Genomic DNA, 21,366 nt, shown 5'->3' on the forward strand with positions numbered 1-21,366 from the left:
AACCTTTGCGGGGTTTCTCCCAGCCTTTATTTAGTGATAGAGTTAAATTGTGAAAGGTTTTAGTTATATGGCTGTTAACCGGACTTTATATTTTAATAACTCAGATTAATTTGTTGATATAAAATAAAGTCATAAACCTGAGAGCATACTATCATGGACTTGTTTCGCAAAAAAGATATTGCTGAATCATTAGATAATGAAACTCCTTTAGCCAAATGTCTTACTGTATTCGATCTTACCTTGTTAGGAGTTGGTGCCATCATAGGCGCCGGAATTTTTATTCTTACCGGTATAGTTGCTGCTACCCAAGCTGGCCCAGCAGTAATATTGTCCTATGTTGTAGCAGGATTTGCCTGTGCGTTTGCAGCACTCTCCTATGCTGAACTCGCCGCTTCTATAGGCGGATGTGGTAGCGCGTATGGCTATGCTTACGCCGGATTTGGTGAATTACTCGCCTGGATAGTTGGCTGGGATTTATTGTTGGAATATTCCATCTCGGTTTCAGCGGTTTCAGTGGGCTGGAGTGGTTATGCCAATGATTTTCTTTTAGCGCTGAAACTGCATGTGCCCAATTATTTATTGCATGGTCCTGTCGATGGAGGCTCTTTTAATATACTGTCCTTTTCTATTATTGCTGCCTTGACCTGCTTATTAATCATTGGAGTAAAGTCCAGTACTCGTTTTAATAACACGATGGTCTTAATTAAGCTGTCGGTTATCTTTATTTTTATTGTCATTGCTTCTACAGAGGTTCGTGCTGAAAACTGGTCTTCATTTATGCCTTTTGGTTGGGCGGGAGTAATGAAAGGGGCATCGTTGATATTTTTTGCTTATGTTGGATTTGATGCGGTGTCTACTGCAGCAGAGGAAGCAATTAATCCGCAACGAGATTTGCCTAAAGGAATTATTGGTTCATTGCTGATTTGTACTGTTCTCTACATTATCGTTTCAGGCTTACTCACTGCTATTGCTCATTATACAACGCTAAATGTTTCTTCACCGATCAGTCATTCCCTACTGGTTCTGGGGCATAAAACAGCGGCTGGGTTGATTGGAGTTGGTGCTATAGCCGGCCTGACTACGGTAATGCTTGTATTATTTTATGGCTTAACCCGAGTGTTTTTGGCCATGTCCCGAGATGGCTTGTTGCCAAGGATGTTTTCGAAAACGCATCCCAAGACCAAAACGCCAATTCGTATCATTTTGCTCTGTGGTACTTTAATGGCTTTATTCGCTGCCGTCACACCAATTACAACGTTGGCTGAATTAGTCAATATTGGTACTTTATTTGCTTTTATCATTGTTTGTGGGGGCGTTTTATATCTACGTAAAATCCAGCCTGATATGCACAGACCCTACAAAACTCCTGGCATGCCTTATGTTCCGATTTTAGGTATTGTCAGTTGTTTGTATTTAATCATTAATTTACCTTTGGTTACTCTAATACGTTTTGCAGTGTGGATGGTAGTTGGCTTGGTGGTGTATTTTGCCTTTAGTCGCAAAAACAGCTCATTGCAAATTAAAGGGTCGTGTTCAACAGAATCATGAGTTAAAGCAAGGTTAACATAATTGCAGCAGCAACCATTGCTGCTGCAGGTATGGTCAACATCCAGGACAGAAAGATTCTGCGTAACATCTTCCAATGGGTGCCATAAAATCCACTGACTAAACCTACTCCAGCTATCGCACCAGTAACCGTATGTGTTGTTGATACAGGAACACCGCATTCGGTGGCCGCAAAAATAGTAAAAGCGGCACCGGTTTCCGCAGCGCAGCCTTTTAGAGTATTCAATTTGGTTATTTTGTTTCCCATGGTATGAATGATCCGCCACCCACCAGCCAGGGTACCAAGACTGATTACCAAATGACAGGAAACGACCACCCAGAATGGCACATAAAATTCTCCGCTAATCCAGGATGCAGAAAAGAGAAGAATGGCGATGATCCCCATTGTTTTTTGGGCATCATTTCCACCATGTGTCAGACTGAGTAAGGCCGAGGAAAATAATTGGAAGCCTTTAAATAATTTATCAAGTTGCTCTTCACTTTTATGTTTGAGCCGGGTAGTTAAAAAATGAGTGATGAGAAACCCAATGAGTAAACCCAGAACGGGAGATATGAATATACCCGCGGCCACCTTGGCAAATCCTGCTAATTTAAGTGATGTATAACCACCCTTGGCTATAGCTGCTCCAGCCAATCCTCCAATAAGAGCATGAGAGGAACTTGAAGGTAAACCGTAATACCAGGTCACCAGATTCCAGAATATAGCCCCTATCAGAGCTGCCAGAATAAATTGTGAATTCACCAGATCGGTGTCAATCAGACCGCTTCCTATCGTTTTTGCCACAGTCAGATTAAAAATGAGGAAGGCTATAAAATTGAAAAAGGCCGCCCATAAAACGGCTTGCCTCGGTGTCAGAACTCCAGTAGTAACAATAGTCGCTATGGAGTTTGCTGCATCATGAAATCCATTGATAAAATCAAACACGAAGGCTATGAAAATGACGAACAGAATAAATAATGTATTGTAGTCCATATCTAACAGTTCCTTGTTTAAAAGTAGTAACTACTCTTGGTCATTAGCTTCGATACGATACTCATTAATTGTTTTATTGGATAGGGAAGCTCTGCTGCTCCGGCTTCAATGGCCATAGCTGCGTGATGCTCCTCATCAGTTTGCATCTGTTCAAGTATTGCCCTGGATTTTTCATCTTCCTCAGGTAAACCTTGCACATGTTTTTTTAAATGGGCTGTTACCTGACGTTCCGTTTCAGCAACAAATCCCAGACTGATTTTATCTCCGGCAATTCCAGCAAGCGCACCCAGGAAAATGGAGCCACAATACCAGAACGGATTCAGTATACTGGGTTTAGAACCTAAATCTGCCAAACGCTCTTCACACCAAGCCAGATGATCTGTTTCTTCGATTGCAGCTTGAGTCATTTGCTCTTTAACATGTGCTAATTGGGCTGTTAGTGCTTGTCCTTGATACAAGGCCTGTGCGCACACCTCACCGGAATGGTTTACTCGCATTAAACCTGCAACATGCTTTTTATCATGAGAAGAGAGACGTACGTCGTCAATTTGTGCTGCTGGTGACTGACGTGACGATACTCTCTTCAAGGGAGGAAGTAATGTGCGAAGGGCAGTATCTACCTCCGCTATCAGGTGATCAAGTAAATGGGGTGTTCTCATAGAAACTTTAGAAAGGATTCCAATGCTCTATGTTAACTTGATTAATATAGACTTTGAAGTCATTAACAGACTAAATTTCATCTCGATAATATTGAAATAAAGTTATAAGATGAATTAAATCAGTATATTAACAAGGGATTGGCGTGAGTAAGAAAAAAAATTTTTTAATTTACGGATCTTATGGCTATACCGGAACATTAATTGCTGAATTAAGCGTGAAACAAGGGCTGAATCCAGTGTTGGGTGGACGAAATAAAGAACAACTGATTCGTCAGTCAAAAGCATTAAATCTGGATTATAGAGTTTTGGATCTTGAAGATTTTGAACAAGCCAAAAATATTTTAGAGGAATTTACAGCGGTTTTGCATTGCGCCGGCCCTTTTATCCATACGTATAAAAAAATGGTTCAAGCCTGTCTTGCAGCAGGAACTCACTATGTCGATATAACTGGTGAAGTCCAGGTTATTGAACAATTAATGACTTTGAATGAACAGGCTAAATCCGCAGGGATTATGATATTACCTGGCGCGGGATTTGATGTTGTGCCCAGTGACTGCCTGGCTCAGCATTTGAAGAGTAAATTACCCGATGCAATAGAGTTAACTCTTGCCATAGGATTTTTACAAAAGGGAATGAAATCGGGTTCGAGTGTTTCTCGTGGAACTGCCAGAACGATGATGTCAGGGATTTCTGAAGGAACACTTATTCGAGAAAATGGCCAATTAAATCATAATTCCAAGAACTGGAAGACGCGAACCTTTGATTTCGGCATTCAAAAATCGTTAATTTGCAGTACCGTTTCATGGGGTGATTTAGCTTCTGCCTGGTGGAGTACTGGAATACCTCATATAGAAACCTATATGGCATTACCCAAAAAAATGATTCAATTTAACAAATGGATTAATCCTGTTAAATCGATATTTAAATGGACACCTATTAAACATTTTATTGAATATAAAATTAGACAATTACCTGAGGGGCCATCCAGTGCCGAACGACAAAATTCGCTTTCTAAAATATACGGTGAAGTGATAAATCGTGAGGGCATTAAAAAAGCCGCCTTGATGACTACACCAAATGGTTATGAATTGACTTCAATAATCTCATTAATCATTATGAAGAACATATTAGCAGGGAATGCTCCAATTGGTTTTCAAACGCCATCTACTGCTTATACGGAACATCTTATCATGGAAGTTCCTGAAGTTACCCTGAGTGATATAAGTTGATGGAGTTATTCGCCTAAATTCAACCCAATTTCTGCTGTATCCAGAGACAATCGCAGGCCCTTCAGGGATTTAAAGATCTACCGCGGTCAGTATTTTTGAAACAAGGGTATTTTTTTCCTGATGGGGTAGCTCTTGTTCTGATGAATTATTTAGGGGTTGATAATGCAATCGATGTCTGAATTTTGCGGTCTTGTATGTGGAATAGTTCTCCGGATGCTCGAGTGCTTCTATTTGATGATTGTCCAATCGCTCCACTTCGGTACTGTTGATTGCCTTGACCAAAGTATTTTTAATACCGTTTATGCATAATATAATTATCTCGGTTATCGCTTTTAGTCCAAAACTGTTTTTAACCGCAAAGCCAAGTATCTCCAATAGAGTCGCAAGAGCGCTCAGTGTATATTTTAGAGGATTATAGCCAAACTCCCCAAGCACTTCATTGATTCGTCGTCCCAGATCCTGAATTCCGGTGCCAATAAAACTTAAAGTCGCTCCTCCAATATAACCTAAATTTCCTACAAAGCTGATGAGTTCTCTGACGAGACAGATTAAAGCGTCTACTAGCCCTATCAAAACGCCATTTAACAATGAATGTTTATGAATCTGGTACTGGCGTCCTTGTTTTTTTAATAGATCACGTAACATGAATTTTAATTCAGATGAGCTATTGGACTGAATCAGAAATTCATAATGTGATTCAATTTTGTCAAGGATGAGATGATGCTTTATATCCCTGCTCAATGAGGAATTATTTACAATGTAATTGATTTCATTGCGAATGTGTATAACAAGAGAGGATTGGGCGCGGTTAGAGTCAAAATTCAGTTCAGATTTTTCTCGTTGATAACGAAAACAGAGCCGATACACTTCCAATTCAAGTTGTGGCAGTTTATTCATTGCTGGTGAACGCTGTTTCACCAGCTCAGGTACCATCTGTGGCGCAATTTGCTGGATGCTGGCACAAGGCTCTAAATAATAGATGCCACGAGGATTGCCCAGAGTGATACCCTTATCAGTAGAAGCTACTCCTCGTGTACCCAGCCGTATGAATAAATCGGGATCATCCTGTCTGAGGTGTTCAAGTTCTGCAATGACCTCTTGCTTTGTACTGGCGCTGTTGTGGGGAAAACGTTCATCAAACTGATTTTTTTCAAACAAATAATTAAACGTTCTGGGATAGGATATTTTAAATAATTCTCGCTCTAATTGATTCGTAAAAAATTGGGAATTTTTTACATAATATTTTAAATGGTTATTTAACGTTCTCGCTATCCTGGGAAGGGGTATTCCATCATGAATTTTAAATTCCTGGCCTGATATTAAATAATGTTCTCGTTCTTTATGGTGAAGTGAACATAATTTTAATAGATTTTTAGCATCAGGTTGTTCAGGAAGCTCTGTTACACCCTGTTCAAGATGATGAGCAATTATTGGCGGTAATTGGTTATTTATGAATAGAGTACCGTTATGGGTTAAGAAATGATGCAAGATATACCAGGATATTTTTGCGCCACTCTGCATCTTCTCATTTTTTATTTTAGTGTTATCCGAATGATTCCCATACATAGGCAACATGGATACTTTTGTTTGTTCTGGTGACATGATAATGGTGCGTGTGATGTCCTGGGGTTTGAAATCACGCCGCATCTCATCCATTTGCAGTAAAGCGATATAATTTTTAACATTGTCTGGAATGGTTCGAGCGAGCTTTTCACCTTTATCGCTCATGCCGGCTACCGGATCAATTGCAAATAGGTTTAATTTTAATGCCTTTAATTGGGCAAGTAATTTGGTTTGCTGTACATTTAATGGTTTTGCTCGATGTTCCAGATAGGATTCGAATTGTTTTAGACGGTTTGCAATATGAATGCAGGTGACGGATCCACGGCTAAACCCAGTTAAATTTAACGTGTTATCCATGCTGTTTTGAGCACTTAACCATTTTACGATACGCCGAGCAGCGTTTTTGGCATTACCCTTAACTTCTCTTCCAAGCCAATCAGGGCCTTCGATAATGAGATGATCGCTGATACAGGCTTCAGAAAATTGGGATATTATATTTTTTGTTTTATGACTTTGTTCTCCAGTACCAAAAGCAAATACAGTAAGTGGTGCCATCAATTGCTCAGTAAAATAATCGAATGAATTTCTATATTAAGACAGGAAAATTATGATTTGCAATGCAGAGAGAGATCCAGAAACCAGATCTAACTCTTTGATTATCAAGCATTAAAATTAACAATCACTCTGTATTTGTTTTAATAATTAATATCCGTTTATTTTCATCATCCTTTATTGATGCCATTAAAAAATAGCATTAATTTCAGGGGGTGTTGGCAATCATTTGGTGAGGAGTCAACACGCCTTGATATGTGTTTAATTCTTCTTGGTTACCGATCTCAAAAAGACGCATTATTATCCAATGTGTACTATAATTTTCATTAAAAGCAAAAGAAGGGAGAGTACTCATGTTTTGGAATCATAAGAAAGGAAATCCAGAGGATATAGAACAGATTCATCAATATTATATGGATATCATGAACTGTATCCCTGATATTGTTTATTGGATTGATGTGGATTGTAATTTACTGGGCTGCAATAATCGATTTGTTCAAGTATTGGGCTTAAATGAACTTCGTGATTTTAAAGGAACACCCTATCTGCAAATGAAAAAATTTGCTCATTGGGACGAGGAATGTGTTGAGGCATTAAAATTAAAAGATATGAATGCCATATTTACTGGTGAATCTCAGTATAATGTTGAGGAAAAGCCAATACTTAATGACAATCAAAAGCATTTTTATTTTAAAATCAATCGCGTTCCTATGTTTGATGAGAATAAAAATGTAGTTGGATTGGTGGTTGTATTAACGGATATAAGTGCATCTAAAATTCAGGAACAAAAGACCAAATCCAAAAAACTTCCAAAATCAGAACTGGTGTCAAAAGTAACCTCTTTGCCTAATGTATTAATGATAGAGGACAATTTAATTGCACAAAATGTTGAGAAGGCTCTTTTAACGGCTTTGAATTGTCAGGTCGATATTGCTGATACAGGAGATAAGGCATTAAAGCTGTTTGATCCAGGGAAATATGATTTGGTATTAATGGATATTGGTTTGGAAGATACTTCGGGATATGTAGTTGCTAAACAATTACGTAATATGGAAAAAGATACGAAGCATCATGTTCCCATTATTGCATTAACGGGATATGAAGCCGATGTAGTGAAATATGATTGCGAGCAGTATTTCATGGAAGGAGCCATCACGAAGCCATTAACCAGTGAACAAGCCGAACAAATAATTAATCATTATGTATATCATATGGATGTTCCTGTTCGTGGATTGAAAAGTACTTAATAATGGCTTTATGTTCAGGATAAAAAATGAACTGAATCTAGCGTTCTATAATTGCGGCTACTCCCATGCCTCCCGCGGTGCATACACTGATTAAGACACGACCGCTACCTTTATGGGCAAGCATTTTGGCAGCAGATCCTACTAATCGACCGCCAGTTGCAGCAAAAGGGTGACCCAGAGCAAGACTCCCACCTTTTACATTCATGTGTTTTAAATTAATACTTCCCAGAGGTGATTTGCGTCCTAAAACTTTTTTGCAATACGCGTCTGATTCCCAGGCTTTTAAAGTACAAAGTACCTGACCAGCAAAGGCTTCATGAATTTCATAAAAATCAAAATCCTGCAAACTGAGATTATTTCGTTCTAGTAAGCGATTAACTGCAATGGTGGGAGCCATTAACAAACCTGCTCCATGTACAAAATCAACAGCAGCGACTTCACAATCTACGAAATAAGCCAGTACCTCTAATTGACGGGTTTTAGCCCATTCAGGTGAACTTAAAAGAACAACGGATGCCCCATCGGTCAGAGGAGTTGAGTTTCCTGCTGTAAGGCTTCCTTTATCTGAGTGATCAAAAGCGGGCTTTAAATTCGCCAGTTTTTGTAATGTGGTGTCTTTGCGTGTAATGGTATCACGATTTAAACCATCGACATTGGTAATCAGATCATCAAAAAATCCTTCATCATAAGCTTGTGCGGCGTTTTGATGCGATCGGAGTGCCAGTTCATCTTGTGCTTCACGAGAAATATTCCATTCTTTAACCATGAGTTCACAATGATCTCCCATAGACAAACCGGTACGTGGTTCTCTTACTTCAGGTAATTGAGGTTTTAACATACCTGGTCTGAATGTTTTGAGAACCGAGAGTTTTTCTGTAACGCTTTTAGCTTGTTTTAATTTAATTAAAAAATGAGTCAGTTGTCGCTTACCAATTAAGGGAATGTCTGAATTGGTATCTGTGCCTCCTCCTATGCCTGCACAGATTTGGCCACTGGCGATTTTTAATCCAATTAAGTTCACTGCTTCCAATCCAGTTCCACAGGCGCGTTGTATGGTTAATCCTGGTGTCTCTGGTGATAATTCACTTCCTAATACTGTTTCGCGTGCAAGATTCCAGTCAAAAGGATGATTGATGACTGCGCCAGCGATCACATCACCTAATAATTGGCCTTGTATGTGCGTTTTTTGTATTAAATCGGCTAAGGCAGCACCCAGTAAATCCTGATTGGATTTGTCCAGATAGTGTGTATGGGATTTAACAAAAGGAGTTCTGGAGCTATTCAGTATGGCCACTTTTTTCTTAAAACTCATAATAACTCCCTCTGCTAAATATTTTATTAAGCATATACCAATAATGATAATTCGCTCTACTTTTATTCTAGAATCCGCAGAATAGTAATTGAAAAATAAAGCGGTTTTATTTTGATTAATGTCAAATAAGCGCCTAATATTATTGTATGATATTTGACCATTGTGGGTGTAAGTTCATGATGGATAAAAAAAGAAAAACCCTGTTATCTATTCATTTAAGTCATCCAAAGAATCAGGAAGACTACTTAAGTACCTATAAATTCGAGCGTGAGCTTATTAGTCAGTTGATCGAGAATAGCCATAATGAACTTTCGTTACTTGCTTTTGCAAGACAGGTTTTAAATGTGTTTATTCAACATCCTCTATTAAAAGATAAAATTATCGTACTCTGGCAATTTGATGTGCATCAATCCATTCGTCATCTTGCTTCGCAAGGTTTAAATTTTGATATTCAGAAGGAACTACGACAGGCTTCAAACAAATTGGCAGCCAGCTCTCTTCTAAAAATCAAAACAGTCAGACTTAAAAATCAGCGGTCGAATAATTTAAAGAATCGCATTGATATTTGTCTTGAAAAAACACAACGAGTGTATATTTGTATCAGTATTTGGCTTGATTCTACTATACCCTTTTTAGCGTTAATGACTCCTTTCCTTAAAGATTTTTTAGGGATTTGCGCGCTTACTTTTTCGAAAATAATAGTTAAAAACAGAGAAAAATTATTGAATACCATTCTTGAAAAAGCAGGTGATATTATTGAAATTACTAATGAAGAAGCCGTCATAGAATATGTCAATCCTGCGTTTGAAAAAATTACCCTCTACGATGCTTCAGAGGCTCTTAATAAGACAGTAGCTTCATTATTGCGTTCTCCTATAGAAGATATTACCTTATTTGAACAGATAAAGACCCAGTTAGAAGCTGGGGCCATTTGGAAAGGCCAAATTCAATCCAGGAAAAAAGACGGTACCGATTGGATTGCTAAAACGACCATAGTGCCCGTAGTTAATGAAGTCGGCAAAGTTACCCAGCATATTGCAATTAAACAAGATATAACCGAGCAAATAAATCAGATTAATCAGTTGAAAATAAGTGAGGAACGATACAGAAATCTGATGAACGCCGCTTCTGATGCTATTTTTATTCATGATTTAAGCGGTCATTTTTTAGAAACCAACTACTCCGCATGTCAGTCATTAGGTTATTCACGGGAAGAGATCTGTAATTTATATGTTTGGGATATCGAAGTCGGTGTGACTTATGACGTATTGAGTCAAATGTGGAAGGCTCTGCAGGACGGTCCAATTACTCTTGAAGGACGTCACAAAAGAAAAGATGGAACTTCTTTTCCTGTTGATGTGCGTCTGGGTATTTTTAATGCCACCGGCGAAAAATTGGTATTGGCTATAGTTAGAGACATTACTGAACGGAAATGCTCAGAAGATACTATAAGAAAATTAACACGAGCCCTGGAGCAAAGTCCTGTATTAGTCATGATTACTGATAAATCAGGAGTTATTGAATACGTCAATGCAAAAGTACTTGAACAAACGGGTTATTGTGCGGATGAACTTTTGGGGCAAAGCTCAAGAATACTTCAGTCGGGCAAAACCCCTTTGGAAATCTATGAGTCGATGTGGAATCAATTAATTAAAGGTGAAGAGTGGCGGGGAGAACTGCTCAATAAAAATAAAAAAGGGGAGGATTTTTGGGTGTCTGCAATAATATCCCCTCTACGTAATGATGATGAAGCGACAACTCACTATCTGGCAGTTATGGAGGATGTGTCACAGAAGAAAAGTTACGAAGAATTGCTCAAGCATCAGGCAACATATGATCATTTAACCAACTTACCTAATCGTGCCTATGGCGTAAATAAATTAGAACGCGCTATTTCCAAAGCTCATGCGAGTAGAAAAAAACTGGCAGTTTTATTTTTGGACCTTGATGATTTTAAACAAATAAATGATTCTATGGGACATGCAGCTGGAGACCTGTTACTAAAAGCCTTATCAACACGATATCTCTCTGTTATTCGACAGACGGATACTATTGCTCGTTTGGGTGGGGATGAGTTTATGTTGATTCTTGAAAATGTGAATCACCTATCTGATGTGGAGCGTATTGCCTTAAAATGTCAGGAAATTTGTTTGCTGCCTTTTAAAATTGAATCCCGGGAGCTGGTTATTTCATCCAGTATTGGTATTGCCATTTATCCTGATCAGGGACTTGACGCAAAAACCTTAATGCGTAATGCAGATACAGCGATGTATCAAAGCAAAATGAAGGGTAAGAATAGCTGGACTGTCTTTGCTAACGCCATGACGGATATGGCAACACATTCTATTCGGATCAGGGCAGAACTGTCTCAGGTACTGGCTCGTAATGAATTGTATATTTGCTATCAACCAATCATTGATATTAAAGTGAATAAAGTTATAGCTGCTGAAGCATTATTACGATGGGATAGCCTATCATTAGGGCAGATTACCCCAGAACAAATAATTCCTATAGCGGAAGAGACTGGCCTTATCATTCCATTAGGCTATTGGATATTAAAAAATGTATGTGCTCAGATTAAAGAATGGCAATTAATAACCGGTAAATCAATAAAAATTGCGGTTAATATTTCTACTCTTCAATTAAAACAAATCGATTTTATCGAACAAGTCAAATTGATATTGAACGAGTCTGGGGTAAATCCCGAATCCCTGATTTTTGAAATTACAGAATCGGCTTTTAATGATGATTCCAAATTAATTTGGTCTCATCTAAATCAGTTAAACAGAATGAATATTCATTGTTCATTAGATGACTTTGGTATGAGTTATTCATCACTTAATTACATTTGTTCTTACCCAGTTAAAAGTTTAAAAATTGATCGCGTTTTTATTCAGAGTCTCAACACCAATAATAATGATTTAAATCTGGTGAGCAGTATTATTGCTCTTTCCAGAAAATTAAAATTGATGGTTATTGCTGAAGGAATAGAAACAGAGGAACAATTGGATCTAATTCGTTCCCTTAATTGTGATTTGGTACAAGGTTGGTATTTCTCAAAAGAGATGACCAGTGATAAATTTTTGTCGTATTTAATAGATGAATGACCGAATTGCCTAATTAACTGAAGGCATTTACTCTTTGTCATCATACAATAAAATCACTATGAATTAATTGAACTCAATTTTCATGATATACTCTAGACAGTTATCTTCTCACTTATTCGTAGGTCCGTTATCTGGAGCTGTTAACATTTCTACTGTCTTGGCTAAAACTGGTCGATTTTCAGTGTTCCGGTATTCGCATACTCAGCGTAAACAGCGTTATGGCGATCAGAAATCAATCAGTTTTTCTTCTTGTTAGTAACATGTCAATGCACTTTGATAAGGCTACAGTTTTTCAAGGAATTTGTCGATGTATTCTCTAGATTGGCCTCGTATCCACGGTACTCCAAACTCTACAGCCAGTTTTAAAATGGCTCCAGAAGATTTCCAGGTTAATGAATATTTCGAGGGGCAATTTAGTGGTGAAGGGGAACACATACTCATCCGAATTGAAAAAAGAGGCTTAACTACTGAGGATGTAGTTAAATCACTGGCGCGATTGATTAATAAGCCGATAAAACTCATCAGCTATGCTGGCTTAAAGGACCGCCAGGCTTTAACAACGCAATGGCTTAGTATCCATGCTCCCGGGGAAGAGATTTCAGGTATAGGAACACTAGAGGCACCGGGATGGCGGGTTTTAGAAAACACACGTCATAATAAGAAATTAAGACCAGGGTATTTAACCGGCAATCATTTTGTAATGAGATTGAGGGATGTCTCCAATGAACAGGATTTAGTGGAGCGAATGGAACGCATTAAAATATCAGGTGTTCCTAATTATTTTGGAGAGCAACGGTTTGGTCGCGAAGGTGGAAACTTGATAAAGGCAGAAGAAATGCTGGTACAAGGACGAAAAGTCAAGGACCGATTTTTAAAAGGTATTTACTGCTCTGCCGCACGTTCATGGCTTTATAATTTAGTGTTGTCCCGGCGAGTACTCGACTTAACCTGGAATGTACCTCAGCCAGGCGATGTGATTCAGCTTAAAGGATCAAACAGCATTTTTGTTATTGATGAAGTTGATGAGAATTTATTAAATCGTATTAAGGAGCGGGATATTTCCCCTGCAAGCCCTTTGCCTGGTAAAGGGAAGCATCTGGTGAAGGGACGTGCTCTGGAGTTAATTAATGAAGTGTATTCAGATTGGAGTACCTGGTTGGCTGGATTGGAGAAGCATGGTCTGGAAGAAGCCTGGCGTTCTAACATCCTTCATATGGAACAATGCAATTATTCAATTCAGGATTCTGTTGCTGAATTAGCGTTTACTTTACCAGCAGGGGCATACGCTACCAGCGTATTGCGTGAATTGGTGTTGTATTAATCAGAACACTGGTGATCAGTACGTTCATAATGAAAAATCGACTCCACCAATAATGCTGTAATTAGTTTTTGCCGAGATTCCATGATAAAACTCCATCAGCGGCACGTTTGCTCCTAAATAAATGGATACTGCTGAACCGAAATTTGCTCGAAGACCGGGAATTAAAAATATGCTGCTGTTACTGCTATTGGGTTCACTGATCCCATCTATTATTGTGTCATAATTATATTCACCGTTTATCTCCAGTATCCCGTCGATTTGTAATGGTTTGCTTTTATTTGAATTATCATACAAATCAACAACCGCAGCAAAGTTATAATTGACGATGGAGCCTAAAGTCGTACTTTGTGAACCCTCTGTGTATTGAGTATAAATTAAATTAGAGCTTAACAGGAACTTATCCCATTTTTTGGTAAAAATAAGCCCTGCAAATGGTGACCAGGCACCGCTTCCGGGCTGGTCTGAGGCTGCGAACAATATCCCTTCATTATCTAATTCAGAGGTTTTTCCTGTTGGGGCATTAATACCTGTAAGTAATGCTATAGAAATGGGGGATTTATTTTCTTCGACTAATTTCCATATAGAGAATAGATTGATATCACTTACTCCAGAGATATCACCTAATCCGGATACAATGGATGTCTCATCCAAACTGGCTGCGCGAAGATTGGAATTATAGACATAGGGTAAAATGGCACCTACGGTAATAGTGTTTGTAAGACCATAGTTTATCATTAAATAATTAATGAAATATGCGTTTTGACTTTCAGCTTCCAGATTTTGCATTAATTCCATATCTGAAAACGGGTTGTACGAAAAATATTCCGCTCGTTGGCTAATACCCCAATCACCTTTATCGGAAGTATCCGTAGTGGCTGTAGTTATAGGTGTTCCTAAACCCGTGGAGTAATTAATTGTTGGTTGAGATTTATTTGCATAAATACTGGGTAGGTAACCTAAGTTTAGACCTATCATCAGAATAACAAATTTTTTCATAAAAGTTAGGTATTAAAAATTTACATCTTAACCCAATTAATAAGTCTTAGCTAATGAACTGGGCAATTGATGGATAAAAATTTGACTATGCGATTAGGCTTTCAGTTGTTCTGCATGAAATCGCAAATGGTCTTCCATAAACGTGGCTATAAAATAATAGTTATGTCCATACTGTTCATGCATTCTCAGTTTCAATGGTACATGGTTCTGCTGACATGCTGCAACAAAAAGCTCGGGTTTTAATTGTTCGATGAGAAACGGATCCGCTCCTCCTTGATCAATCAGTAACTCACCGTGCGGCCAGTGATGCGTTTTGACCAATTCACACGCATCGTATTGTGACCATAAGTGTTGATTGTCGCCCAGATACCCCTCAAATGCATTGATTCCCCAAGGAGTTTTTGTAGGAGCACAAATCGGAGAAAAAGCGGAAAGACTACGAAAGGCAGAGGGATTTTTAAGACCGATAGTTAATGCGCCATGGCCACCCATCGAGTGACCAAAAATACCGCGGCGACGGTCATCAACTGGAAAATGAGTGCTGATGTACAGTGGTAACTCATTACTGACATAGCTGTACATTCGATAATGCATACTCCAGGGTAATTCGGTAGCATCAAGGTAAAAACCAGCCCCTTCGCCAAAATTTTCACGTCCATCAGGATCTTTTAGATTAAGTCCGCGAGGACTGGTATCGGGTGCAACAATAGCCAGTCCAAGCAAAGAGGCCATGCGTTGTGCGCCGGCCTTGGTAATAAAATTCTGTTCAGTGCAGGTTAAGCCAGATAACCAATAAAGCACGGGTACCTTTTGGTGCTTTGCTTCAGGAGGAAGGAAGATAGCAAACTTCATAGTGCAGTTTGTCGTTTCAGACCAATGAGAATAGACTTCTTGGGACCCATTAAAACATTGATGTTGTTCCAGTAACTGAATAGACATTGGCGAACTCCCCTGAAGCAATAATTTAATAGTTAAGTACGGTGCGAATGGTTAACCCTCTCCGCATTATTTCGAAGGCTTCATTGATTTGGTCAAAGGGTAATTCATGGGTAATCAAATCATCAATATTAATTCGCCCTTCCATATACCAATCCACTATTTTAGGTACATCCGTTCGTCCACGTGCACCTCCAAATGCAGAACCTTGCCACACTCTTCCTGTAACTAATTGGAAGGGGCGAGTCGATATTTCGTGACCGCCAGGCGCAACGCCAATAATAGTTGATACTCCCCAGCCTTTATGACAGCACTCTAAAGCCTGGCGCATGACGTTTACATTTCCAATACACTCGAAGGTGTAATCAGCACCACCCTGAGTTAATTCAACCAAGTGACCAACCAAATCTCCTTGTATGTCCTTTGGATTGACAAAATCAGTCATACCCAGCTGGGTTGCAAGTGCCTCGCGATCGGTGTTGATATCAACTCCAATAATTTGTCTTGCACCCACCATGCGTGCTCCCTGGATGACATTAAGACCTATGCCGCCTAATCCAAAGACAATTACACGACTGCCAGCTTCAACTTTTGCATTAAATAACACCGCTCCAAGGCCTGTAGTGACTCCGCAACCGATATAGCATACTTTATTAAAAGGGGCGTCGTTACGAATTTTTGCCAAAGCAATTTCTGGCAAAACTGTATAATTGGAAAAGGTTGATGTTCCCATATAATGATGAATGGGTTTGCCATTCAAACTAAATCGAGAGGTTCCATCTGGCATGACGCCTCGGCCCTGAGTGCTGCGGATGGCCTGGCACAAATTGGTTTTTTGAGATAGACAATATTCGCATTGACGGCACTCAGGTGTATATAGAGGTATTACATGATCGCCTGGTTTCAAACCGGTGACATTTTTTCCTGTTTCAACTACCACGCCAGCACCTTCATGGCCTAGAATTGCAGGAAAGAGTCCTTCGGGATCTTGTCCAGACAAAGTATAGCTGTCGGTATGGCAAATACCGGTTGCTTTGATTTCTACCAAAACCTCATTATCCTTTGGCCCTTCCAAATCAACCAGTTCTATTACAAGTGGCTCGCCTGGTGCAAATGCTATTGCTGCTTTTACTCGCATTATCCCTTCCTTTATTGAATGTGCTACACGTTGACATTGATTTTTTGGTTACTTTAATGCAGATCATAAAAAAAATCATTTAAAATCATGTGTTATAAGAGGAAGAAATGAGCCGACATGAGTGTATCGGCTCAACAATTGATTATCGGGTCAGTGATAATCCACAACAGGTTTCAGTAGTTGTGTTGAGACTGTCGACAACTGTAGATGCGGCACGAGTTACCAGATAAAGGGGGTTTAGCATCAGAGCTATGGCAGTTGATATCAAGGCCAGTGCTGTCATTCCTGTTGATACCAGCGCATGCGTTGCGGCCAATTTGAAGGTTTCGATGGTTGCTTTGCTTAGGTCAGATGTAGGCGCAATGATGACCAGAGCCAGGGCGCAAGGGGCTAAAATAATGGATACAGCAAGAGACAGCATGGCTTTTAATAAAAAACTTAAGGCATGAATGCCAAGCCAAAGTGGTTTTTCAATCGGTCGAATCGCTAACGTTGCAAACTCATCTATAGACCGAATGCGGTTAAAATAACTCTTTTGAGGGATAGGGATAGCATCCGAATATTTATTTCTTAAAGAATTGTATTCATCCCAAGTTGAATTTAATTGTGAAAAAAATGAAGGGCCGGCCATTGATTACTCCACTATATGTATATGAATTTGCAGAATAGTAAAAAAAAGCGCAGTAATTGTAAATATAAATCACATGGCCCATCAAATTGGGTTAAAAAAGCCCACAAACAACCCAGCTCATTTCTGATTTAAAAATGCCCATAAAATTCTAAATTTGAACTAGAATTAAGATGAGCAGACACTTGAAATAGGGAATGCTTAGAACTTTTGAAATGAAGTTTCAATGGCAGGGGATTAACGGAGAAGAATAAAATGAAGTGGTGGCTATCCATTTGTTCCTTATTTTTTATATGTTATGTCACAGCTATAAATGCGTCATTGGTCATTGGTATTCCCTATTTTAAACCGCCTTATGTAATCAATCAGTATGAAGGTTTTGACGTGGATTTAATGCATGCTATTTGTAAGCGGTTGAATGAGACCTGTGTCTTCAAACAAATGGTATTTAATAAATTATCTACTGCATTAAATGAAGGAACCATTGATCTGGCGATGGGTGCTATTACCATATCGCAAAAAAGACAGTTGTATTATGTGTTCACCCTGCCTTACAAATTAAGTAAAAGCCAGTTTCTTGTATTAAAAAACAGTAATTTAAAATCGATTAGTGATTTGAAAGGTAAACAAGTTGGCGCAATTAACTCTTCTGATCTGCAGGATTTTCAGACCGATAATCCTCTGCTCGAAATTCAAGTGGCGTTATATGAAGATCCTCTTCCGCTAATTTCTGCTTTGAGTAAGCATCAGCTGGATGCCATATTAATGGATTCGGAGGAATTTAATTACTGGTTACAGCAAACCGACATTCCTTTATCCAAATTGGAAGAGCCGTTTTCTGTGGGCGCGGGTTTGGGGATCATGTCTTTGCCAAAGAACACTGCATTAATACAATCTATAAATCAAGCATTAATCCAATTAGAGAAAGATGGAAGCTATAAGAGTATTTATGTCGATTATTTTAGTGATTGAATCAGGTGATGTAATCCGATCAGTTGGAGAAACGTCCTGCTTTTTAAACACCGGAAACAGGCATCTAAAAACAGGACGAGAGCGGATTTTATAAAGAATTACTGTGTTGTGACGTTGAGTTAGCACGTATCCATTGTTCCATTTCCTGTACTACCTCATTTTGATTGTAACGTGAGGTTTTATGTGCGGTCACTATTCCATTTTGTGCCAGGGCGTCTGCAAGATACGAGGTAAACGAATGGTGATGATACGCTCTGGATGAATCGCTCATAAAATCTTTTAGAACCTTTACGGTTTCTTGTACTGACATGTTATCTGAATTTATGGAGTTATATAATGCGTTAGCGGTGGCTAGACCTTTGGCTCCGTGACGTAAAAAGCTAAAAAACCCATCGCCTTGACCTCTGTTTAACGGCGCACTTCCTTTATTTCCACCCGTATGGTAGTTGGTGTAATCTTGTACCGCTTTGAATACGGCGTCCTGAAGTTCTCTAGCAGTAAGTTGTTTATTGGCTTCAACTGGTGGTGTTGCGCTATTTGCTTGGGGCAGTACCGTGTTGGTAGATGGTTTATTCTGTCGATGAGACGGTATAAATCCTTTTAAATTTGCTCCAACGATTTTCACCAGTTCTTTTACAGTTGGTGGTGTTATTGTTATAGGTTTTTCGGATTCAACTGGTGTTGAGTTTTTAGTCTGTTCCGGTGCAGTAGCAATAACAGTCGGTTGAACTTTTGTTTCAGAGACAGATACAGGAGCTGATCGTTCTACTGATGGATTTGCAGCATCTCTATGAATAGCAGACAATTGCGGCTCAGTTATTGCTGCTGCTTCGTCATCTGCATTAGGCTGAGTCTTTACTCTTGTACTGGTGGGTAATCTACGGCCTTTAAATTGAGGACGGTCTCTAGTAAGAGGCTTTAAAACGGGCGTCGTTTCCTTTGGAGCATTTTTTTGATCCGTTGACTCTTTTTGATCATTCGTTTGAGAGGGTGATGATTCGGTTAGAACCTTCCCTGTGGATTTGTAGTGCTGGAATTTAGATTCAGAATCAATAGTAGCCCAGGCATTCTGGAGATCAGCAACCGGAATTAAAGTGGCTGCCTCTCGTCCGAATGGATTAACACCACCTATTCTTTTTAGTTTTTCAAGTCTTTCTTGTTCTGCTTTTAATGTAAGATATCTTTTTTGAATGTCTTCAAAGGTATCCGCTGCAGTTGTATTAAGCAGTTTTAGTAACTCTTGAGTAGTTTTCATTTTAACTCCAGTTATTTGACTTGAATAGTTCTGTGCAAATTATAGTCACTATACCTTAAGGAAATATTAAGAGTTTGGCATGTCAAGCCTGTTCCCAATGTGTTCTCACGAATTTTTAAGGAGGATATAAAAAGTGAGAAGCCCTCAGAGTGTTCTCTGATCGACTTAGAACAGATACTCTCTATTTTGCATGAAGAAAAAAACATATTCTGTTACCCTTTTTATCTTGATTAGTCTATAAATATTGTGATGAAAGGGGCTTTATAAATCTGTTTCTTTTTACTTTGGAGAGGGAATACCATGACACAATCAATTCCAGCCGGATTTCATACCGTTACGCCAAGTTTTATCTTTAAAGATACAACAAGAGCCATAGATTTTTATAAAAAAGCATTTAATGCTGAATTAATTGATTTGTTCCCGAATTTAAACGGCACTGGAGTGATGCACGCCACAATGAAGATAGGTGATTCTCTCATCATGATGGGGGATGAGATGGATGGGAACGAAAATTGCTCCAAAAGCGCTGAGAGTGTGGGCAGTTCACCTATTAGCTTTTTTGTCTATGTTGCTCATGTTGATGAGGCATTTGCTCAAGCTGTAACCGCTGGTGGCAAAGTCACTATGCCCGTTGCAGACATGTTTTGGGGCGACCGAGTTGGTCAGATAAAGGATCCCTTTGGTTATTCCTGGATGATTGCAACCCACACGAAGGATTTGACTAACGAGCAGATTAAACAGCAAGCCGAAGAGTTTTTTGCGTCCATGAGCAAAAAATAAAGCTTCGTGGTTTTTGATGAATTGGCTTAAAGGAGATTCCGTATGGAGTTAGAAGAACATAATGAACGGCAAATGTTTGTTAATTTGCCAGTAAAAAATCTGGATGAAACCATTAAATTTTTTACTACCCTGGGCTTTAAATTTAATCCCCATTTTACTGATGAAAATGCTTCTTGCATGATTATCGGTACTAATAATTTTGTGATGTTATTAGTGGAGCCTATGTTTCAAGGGTTCATACCACATCATGAACTTACTGACTCGTTTAAAAGTAAAGAAGTAGTGGTTGCTTTGACCCTCGAAAGCCGAGAGGCTGTAGATGCCATGCTTAAAAAGGCAGTAATAGCCGGTGGTAAGGAATACCGACCAACTGAGGATCATGGTTGGATGTATGGTCGAGCATTTCAGGATATTAATGGTCATGTTTGGGAGCCGTTTTTTATTGATAAGAATGCCATGTCAGAACATTTAAACAATAAAAAAGGTTGATGCCAATTACGTTCAGTGTTCATTCTATTGTGGGGCAATTCTTTAATTGCCCTTATTCTTGGCAGTTTAAAGTTTGGAATTTTTTTTGAAGCAGGCAGGATGACGATGCAAAAAGATGTATTCAGTGTGTACAGTGAGAAATGCCCATCGCGAAATGTTCTTGAAGCGATTAGTGATAAATGGTCTATTTTAATTATTAATATTTTATCCTTGAAAACATGTCGATTTGGAGAGTTAAGACGGGAAGTGGGAGGCATTTCCCCTAAAATGTTAATGCAAACGCTGCAAAAACTGGAGCGTTATGGTTTTGTAGATCGTAAATCATATCCCGTATTACCTATGAAAGTGGAGTATTCATTAACTGTCCTGGGGATGAAGCTAAGCGTAATTCTTGGCCAGCTTACATTATGGACTGAGATGAATATGAGCAGTATCTCGCAGGCTGAGAGGAGTTTCATCAGTAAATTGGAGCATGAGCAAACAGTGTAGGTTTCAATCGATTCAGAACGTAGACCGGGTCGAGAGCCATGGTCGTCAGGCTAATGAATTTCTGTATTAACAATATATAAAACCCCGTCTTTGCGAGCAACGCGAAGCAATCCTTAAAGGCGCCTTATTGGAGATGTGTTCTGGATTGCTTCGC

General features: G+C 39.0%; 18 protein-coding genes. 9 read left to right on the forward strand and 9 right to left on the reverse strand.

The annotated features are described in order from the left end of the window. The first annotated feature begins 153 nt into the window (after positions 1-153). Complete coding sequence (locus Lqua_RS16980) at positions 154-1,548, forward strand: amino acid permease (RefSeq protein ID WP_058475479.1); 1,395 nt, start codon at positions 154-156, stop codon at positions 1,546-1,548. Position 1,549: 1 nt separating this feature from the next. Here the strand turns inward: Lqua_RS16980 and Lqua_RS16985 are convergent, their stop codons facing one another. Next, entirely contained in the window at positions 1,550-2,539 is a 990-nt protein-coding gene (locus Lqua_RS16985; RefSeq protein ID WP_058475480.1) for an inorganic phosphate transporter, read from the reverse strand. 17 nt (positions 2,540-2,556) lie between these two features. Next, positions 2,557-3,198 carry a 2-polyprenyl-3-methyl-6-methoxy-1,4-benzoquinone monooxygenase gene (coq7, locus tag Lqua_RS16990; protein ID WP_058475481.1) on the reverse strand — a complete coding sequence of 214 codons (642 nt, stop codon included), beginning with the start codon at positions 3,196-3,198 and terminating at the stop codon, positions 2,557-2,559. Between the two features lie 143 nt (positions 3,199-3,341). Here coq7 and Lqua_RS16995 point away from each other — a divergent pair, with 143 nt between their 5' ends. Beyond that, positions 3,342-4,427 carry a saccharopine dehydrogenase family protein gene (locus Lqua_RS16995; RefSeq protein WP_058475482.1) on the forward strand — a complete coding sequence of 362 codons (1,086 nt, stop codon included), beginning with the start codon at positions 3,342-3,344 and terminating at the stop codon, positions 4,425-4,427. Positions 4,428-4,496: 69 nt separating this feature from the next. Here the strand turns inward: Lqua_RS16995 and Lqua_RS17000 are convergent, their stop codons facing one another. Continuing rightward, a complete protein-coding gene (locus tag Lqua_RS17000) occupies positions 4,497-6,545 on the reverse strand; it encodes a DUF5621 domain-containing protein (RefSeq protein WP_058475483.1) in 2,049 nt (682 codons plus the stop codon). A gap of 350 nt (positions 6,546-6,895) precedes the next feature. Here Lqua_RS17000 and Lqua_RS17005 point away from each other — a divergent pair, with 350 nt between their 5' ends. Then, positions 6,896-7,789: a response regulator gene (locus tag Lqua_RS17005; protein ID WP_058475484.1), complete on the forward strand. Its 894-nt coding sequence runs from the start codon at positions 6,896-6,898 to the stop codon at positions 7,787-7,789. Positions 7,790-7,826: 37 nt separating this feature from the next. Here Lqua_RS17005 and Lqua_RS17010 read toward each other — a convergent pair whose 3' ends face one another. Continuing rightward, positions 7,827-9,101, reverse strand: coding sequence for an acetyl-CoA C-acetyltransferase (locus Lqua_RS17010; protein ID WP_058475485.1), 1,275 nt, complete (start codon positions 9,099-9,101; stop codon positions 7,827-7,829). A 176-nt stretch (positions 9,102-9,277) separates the two neighbouring features. On the opposite strand from Lqua_RS17010, the gene Lqua_RS17015 reads away from it, so the two are divergent. Next, positions 9,278-12,208 (forward strand): sensor domain-containing protein, encoded by a 2,931-nt coding sequence (locus tag Lqua_RS17015; RefSeq protein WP_058475486.1) that lies wholly within the window; start codon positions 9,278-9,280, stop codon positions 12,206-12,208. A 307-nt stretch (positions 12,209-12,515) separates the two neighbouring features. Continuing rightward, a complete protein-coding gene (gene truD, locus Lqua_RS17020; RefSeq protein ID WP_058475487.1) occupies positions 12,516-13,529 on the forward strand; it encodes a tRNA pseudouridine(13) synthase TruD in 1,014 nt (337 codons plus the stop codon). A 24-nt stretch (positions 13,530-13,553) separates the two neighbouring features. Here truD and Lqua_RS17025 read toward each other — a convergent pair whose 3' ends face one another. From Lqua_RS17025 to Lqua_RS17040, 4 genes are all read right to left on the reverse strand, one after another. Further along, a complete protein-coding gene (locus Lqua_RS17025; protein ID WP_083501387.1) occupies positions 13,554-14,504 on the reverse strand; it encodes a transporter family protein in 951 nt (316 codons plus the stop codon). 114 nt (positions 14,505-14,618) lie between these two features. Further along, positions 14,619-15,464: an S-formylglutathione hydrolase gene (gene fghA / locus Lqua_RS17030; protein ID WP_058475489.1), complete on the reverse strand. Its 846-nt coding sequence runs from the start codon at positions 15,462-15,464 to the stop codon at positions 14,619-14,621. A 25-nt stretch (positions 15,465-15,489) separates the two neighbouring features. Beyond that, positions 15,490-16,599 carry an S-(hydroxymethyl)glutathione dehydrogenase/class III alcohol dehydrogenase gene (locus tag Lqua_RS17035; protein WP_058475490.1) on the reverse strand — a complete coding sequence of 370 codons (1,110 nt, stop codon included), beginning with the start codon at positions 16,597-16,599 and terminating at the stop codon, positions 15,490-15,492. 142 nt (positions 16,600-16,741) lie between these two features. Beyond that, complete coding sequence (locus tag Lqua_RS17040; protein ID WP_058475491.1) at positions 16,742-17,230, reverse strand: hypothetical protein; 489 nt, start codon at positions 17,228-17,230, stop codon at positions 16,742-16,744. 252 nt (positions 17,231-17,482) lie between these two features. On the opposite strand from Lqua_RS17040, the gene Lqua_RS17045 reads away from it, so the two are divergent. Next, complete coding sequence (locus Lqua_RS17045; RefSeq protein ID WP_058475492.1) at positions 17,483-18,199, forward strand: transporter substrate-binding domain-containing protein; 717 nt, start codon at positions 17,483-17,485, stop codon at positions 18,197-18,199. A gap of 88 nt (positions 18,200-18,287) precedes the next feature. Here the strand turns inward: Lqua_RS17045 and Lqua_RS17050 are convergent, their stop codons facing one another. Beyond that, the gene (locus Lqua_RS17050; protein ID WP_058475493.1) at positions 18,288-19,454 is read right to left on the reverse strand and encodes a hypothetical protein; all 1,167 of its coding nucleotides are present in this window, start codon (positions 19,452-19,454) and stop codon (positions 18,288-18,290) included. Between the two features lie 300 nt (positions 19,455-19,754). Between Lqua_RS17050 and Lqua_RS17055 the strand changes: the two genes are divergently transcribed. The 3 genes from Lqua_RS17055 to Lqua_RS17065 all read left to right on the forward strand — a co-directional run bounded on the left by Lqua_RS17055 (position 19,755) and on the right by Lqua_RS17065 (position 21,212). Next, the gene (locus tag Lqua_RS17055; RefSeq protein WP_058475494.1) at positions 19,755-20,234 is read left to right on the forward strand and encodes a VOC family protein; all 480 of its coding nucleotides are present in this window, start codon (positions 19,755-19,757) and stop codon (positions 20,232-20,234) included. Between the two features lie 42 nt (positions 20,235-20,276). Further along, on the forward strand, positions 20,277-20,723 hold the full coding sequence (locus Lqua_RS17060; protein WP_058475495.1) for a VOC family protein: 447 nt from the start codon (positions 20,277-20,279) through the stop codon (positions 20,721-20,723). A 105-nt stretch (positions 20,724-20,828) separates the two neighbouring features. Then, on the forward strand, positions 20,829-21,212 hold the full coding sequence (locus Lqua_RS17065; protein ID WP_420798070.1) for a winged helix-turn-helix transcriptional regulator: 384 nt from the start codon (positions 20,829-20,831) through the stop codon (positions 21,210-21,212). Positions 21,213-21,366: the final 154 nt, after the last annotated feature.

The organism is Legionella quateirensis (genome assembly GCF_001467955.1).
GTDB lineage: Bacteria > Pseudomonadota > Gammaproteobacteria > Legionellales > Legionellaceae > Legionella > Legionella quateirensis.

Excerpts from the sequence above, each read along its gene's own strand:
- Lqua_RS17050 (WP_058475493.1), bottom strand. The coding sequence starts at position 19,454 with ATGAAAACTACTCAAGAGTTACTAAAACTGCTTAATACAACTGCAGCG.
- Lqua_RS17010 (WP_058475485.1), bottom strand. The coding sequence starts at position 9,101 with ATGAGTTTTAAGAAAAAAGTGGCCATACTGAATAGCTCCAGAACTCCT.
- Lqua_RS17005 (WP_058475484.1), top strand. The coding sequence starts at position 6,896 with ATGTTTTGGAATCATAAGAAAGGAAATCCAGAGGATATAGAACAGATT.
- truD (WP_058475487.1), top strand. The coding sequence starts at position 12,516 with ATGTATTCTCTAGATTGGCCTCGTATCCACGGTACTCCAAACTCTACA.
- Lqua_RS17045 (WP_058475492.1), top strand. The coding sequence starts at position 17,483 with ATGAAGTGGTGGCTATCCATTTGTTCCTTATTTTTTATATGTTATGTC.
- Lqua_RS17035 (WP_058475490.1), bottom strand. The coding sequence starts at position 16,599 with ATGCGAGTAAAAGCAGCAATAGCATTTGCACCAGGCGAGCCACTTGTA.
- Lqua_RS17015 (WP_058475486.1), top strand. The coding sequence starts at position 9,278 with ATGATGGATAAAAAAAGAAAAACCCTGTTATCTATTCATTTAAGTCAT.
- Lqua_RS17040 (WP_058475491.1), bottom strand. The coding sequence starts at position 17,230 with ATGGCCGGCCCTTCATTTTTTTCACAATTAAATTCAACTTGGGATGAA.
- Lqua_RS16985 (WP_058475480.1), bottom strand. The coding sequence starts at position 2,539 with ATGGACTACAATACATTATTTATTCTGTTCGTCATTTTCATAGCCTTC.
- fghA (WP_058475489.1), bottom strand. The coding sequence starts at position 15,464 with ATGTCTATTCAGTTACTGGAACAACATCAATGTTTTAATGGGTCCCAA.
- Lqua_RS17055 (WP_058475494.1), top strand. The coding sequence starts at position 19,755 with ATGACACAATCAATTCCAGCCGGATTTCATACCGTTACGCCAAGTTTT.
- Lqua_RS17065 (WP_420798070.1), top strand. The coding sequence starts at position 20,829 with ATGCAAAAAGATGTATTCAGTGTGTACAGTGAGAAATGCCCATCGCGA.
- Lqua_RS17000 (WP_058475483.1), bottom strand. The coding sequence starts at position 6,545 with ATGGCACCACTTACTGTATTTGCTTTTGGTACTGGAGAACAAAGTCAT.
- Lqua_RS17025 (WP_083501387.1), bottom strand. The coding sequence starts at position 14,504 with ATGATAGGTCTAAACTTAGGTTACCTACCCAGTATTTATGCAAATAAA.
- Lqua_RS17060 (WP_058475495.1), top strand. The coding sequence starts at position 20,277 with ATGGAGTTAGAAGAACATAATGAACGGCAAATGTTTGTTAATTTGCCA.
- coq7 (WP_058475481.1), bottom strand. The coding sequence starts at position 3,198 with ATGAGAACACCCCATTTACTTGATCACCTGATAGCGGAGGTAGATACT.
- Lqua_RS16980 (WP_058475479.1), top strand. The coding sequence starts at position 154 with ATGGACTTGTTTCGCAAAAAAGATATTGCTGAATCATTAGATAATGAA.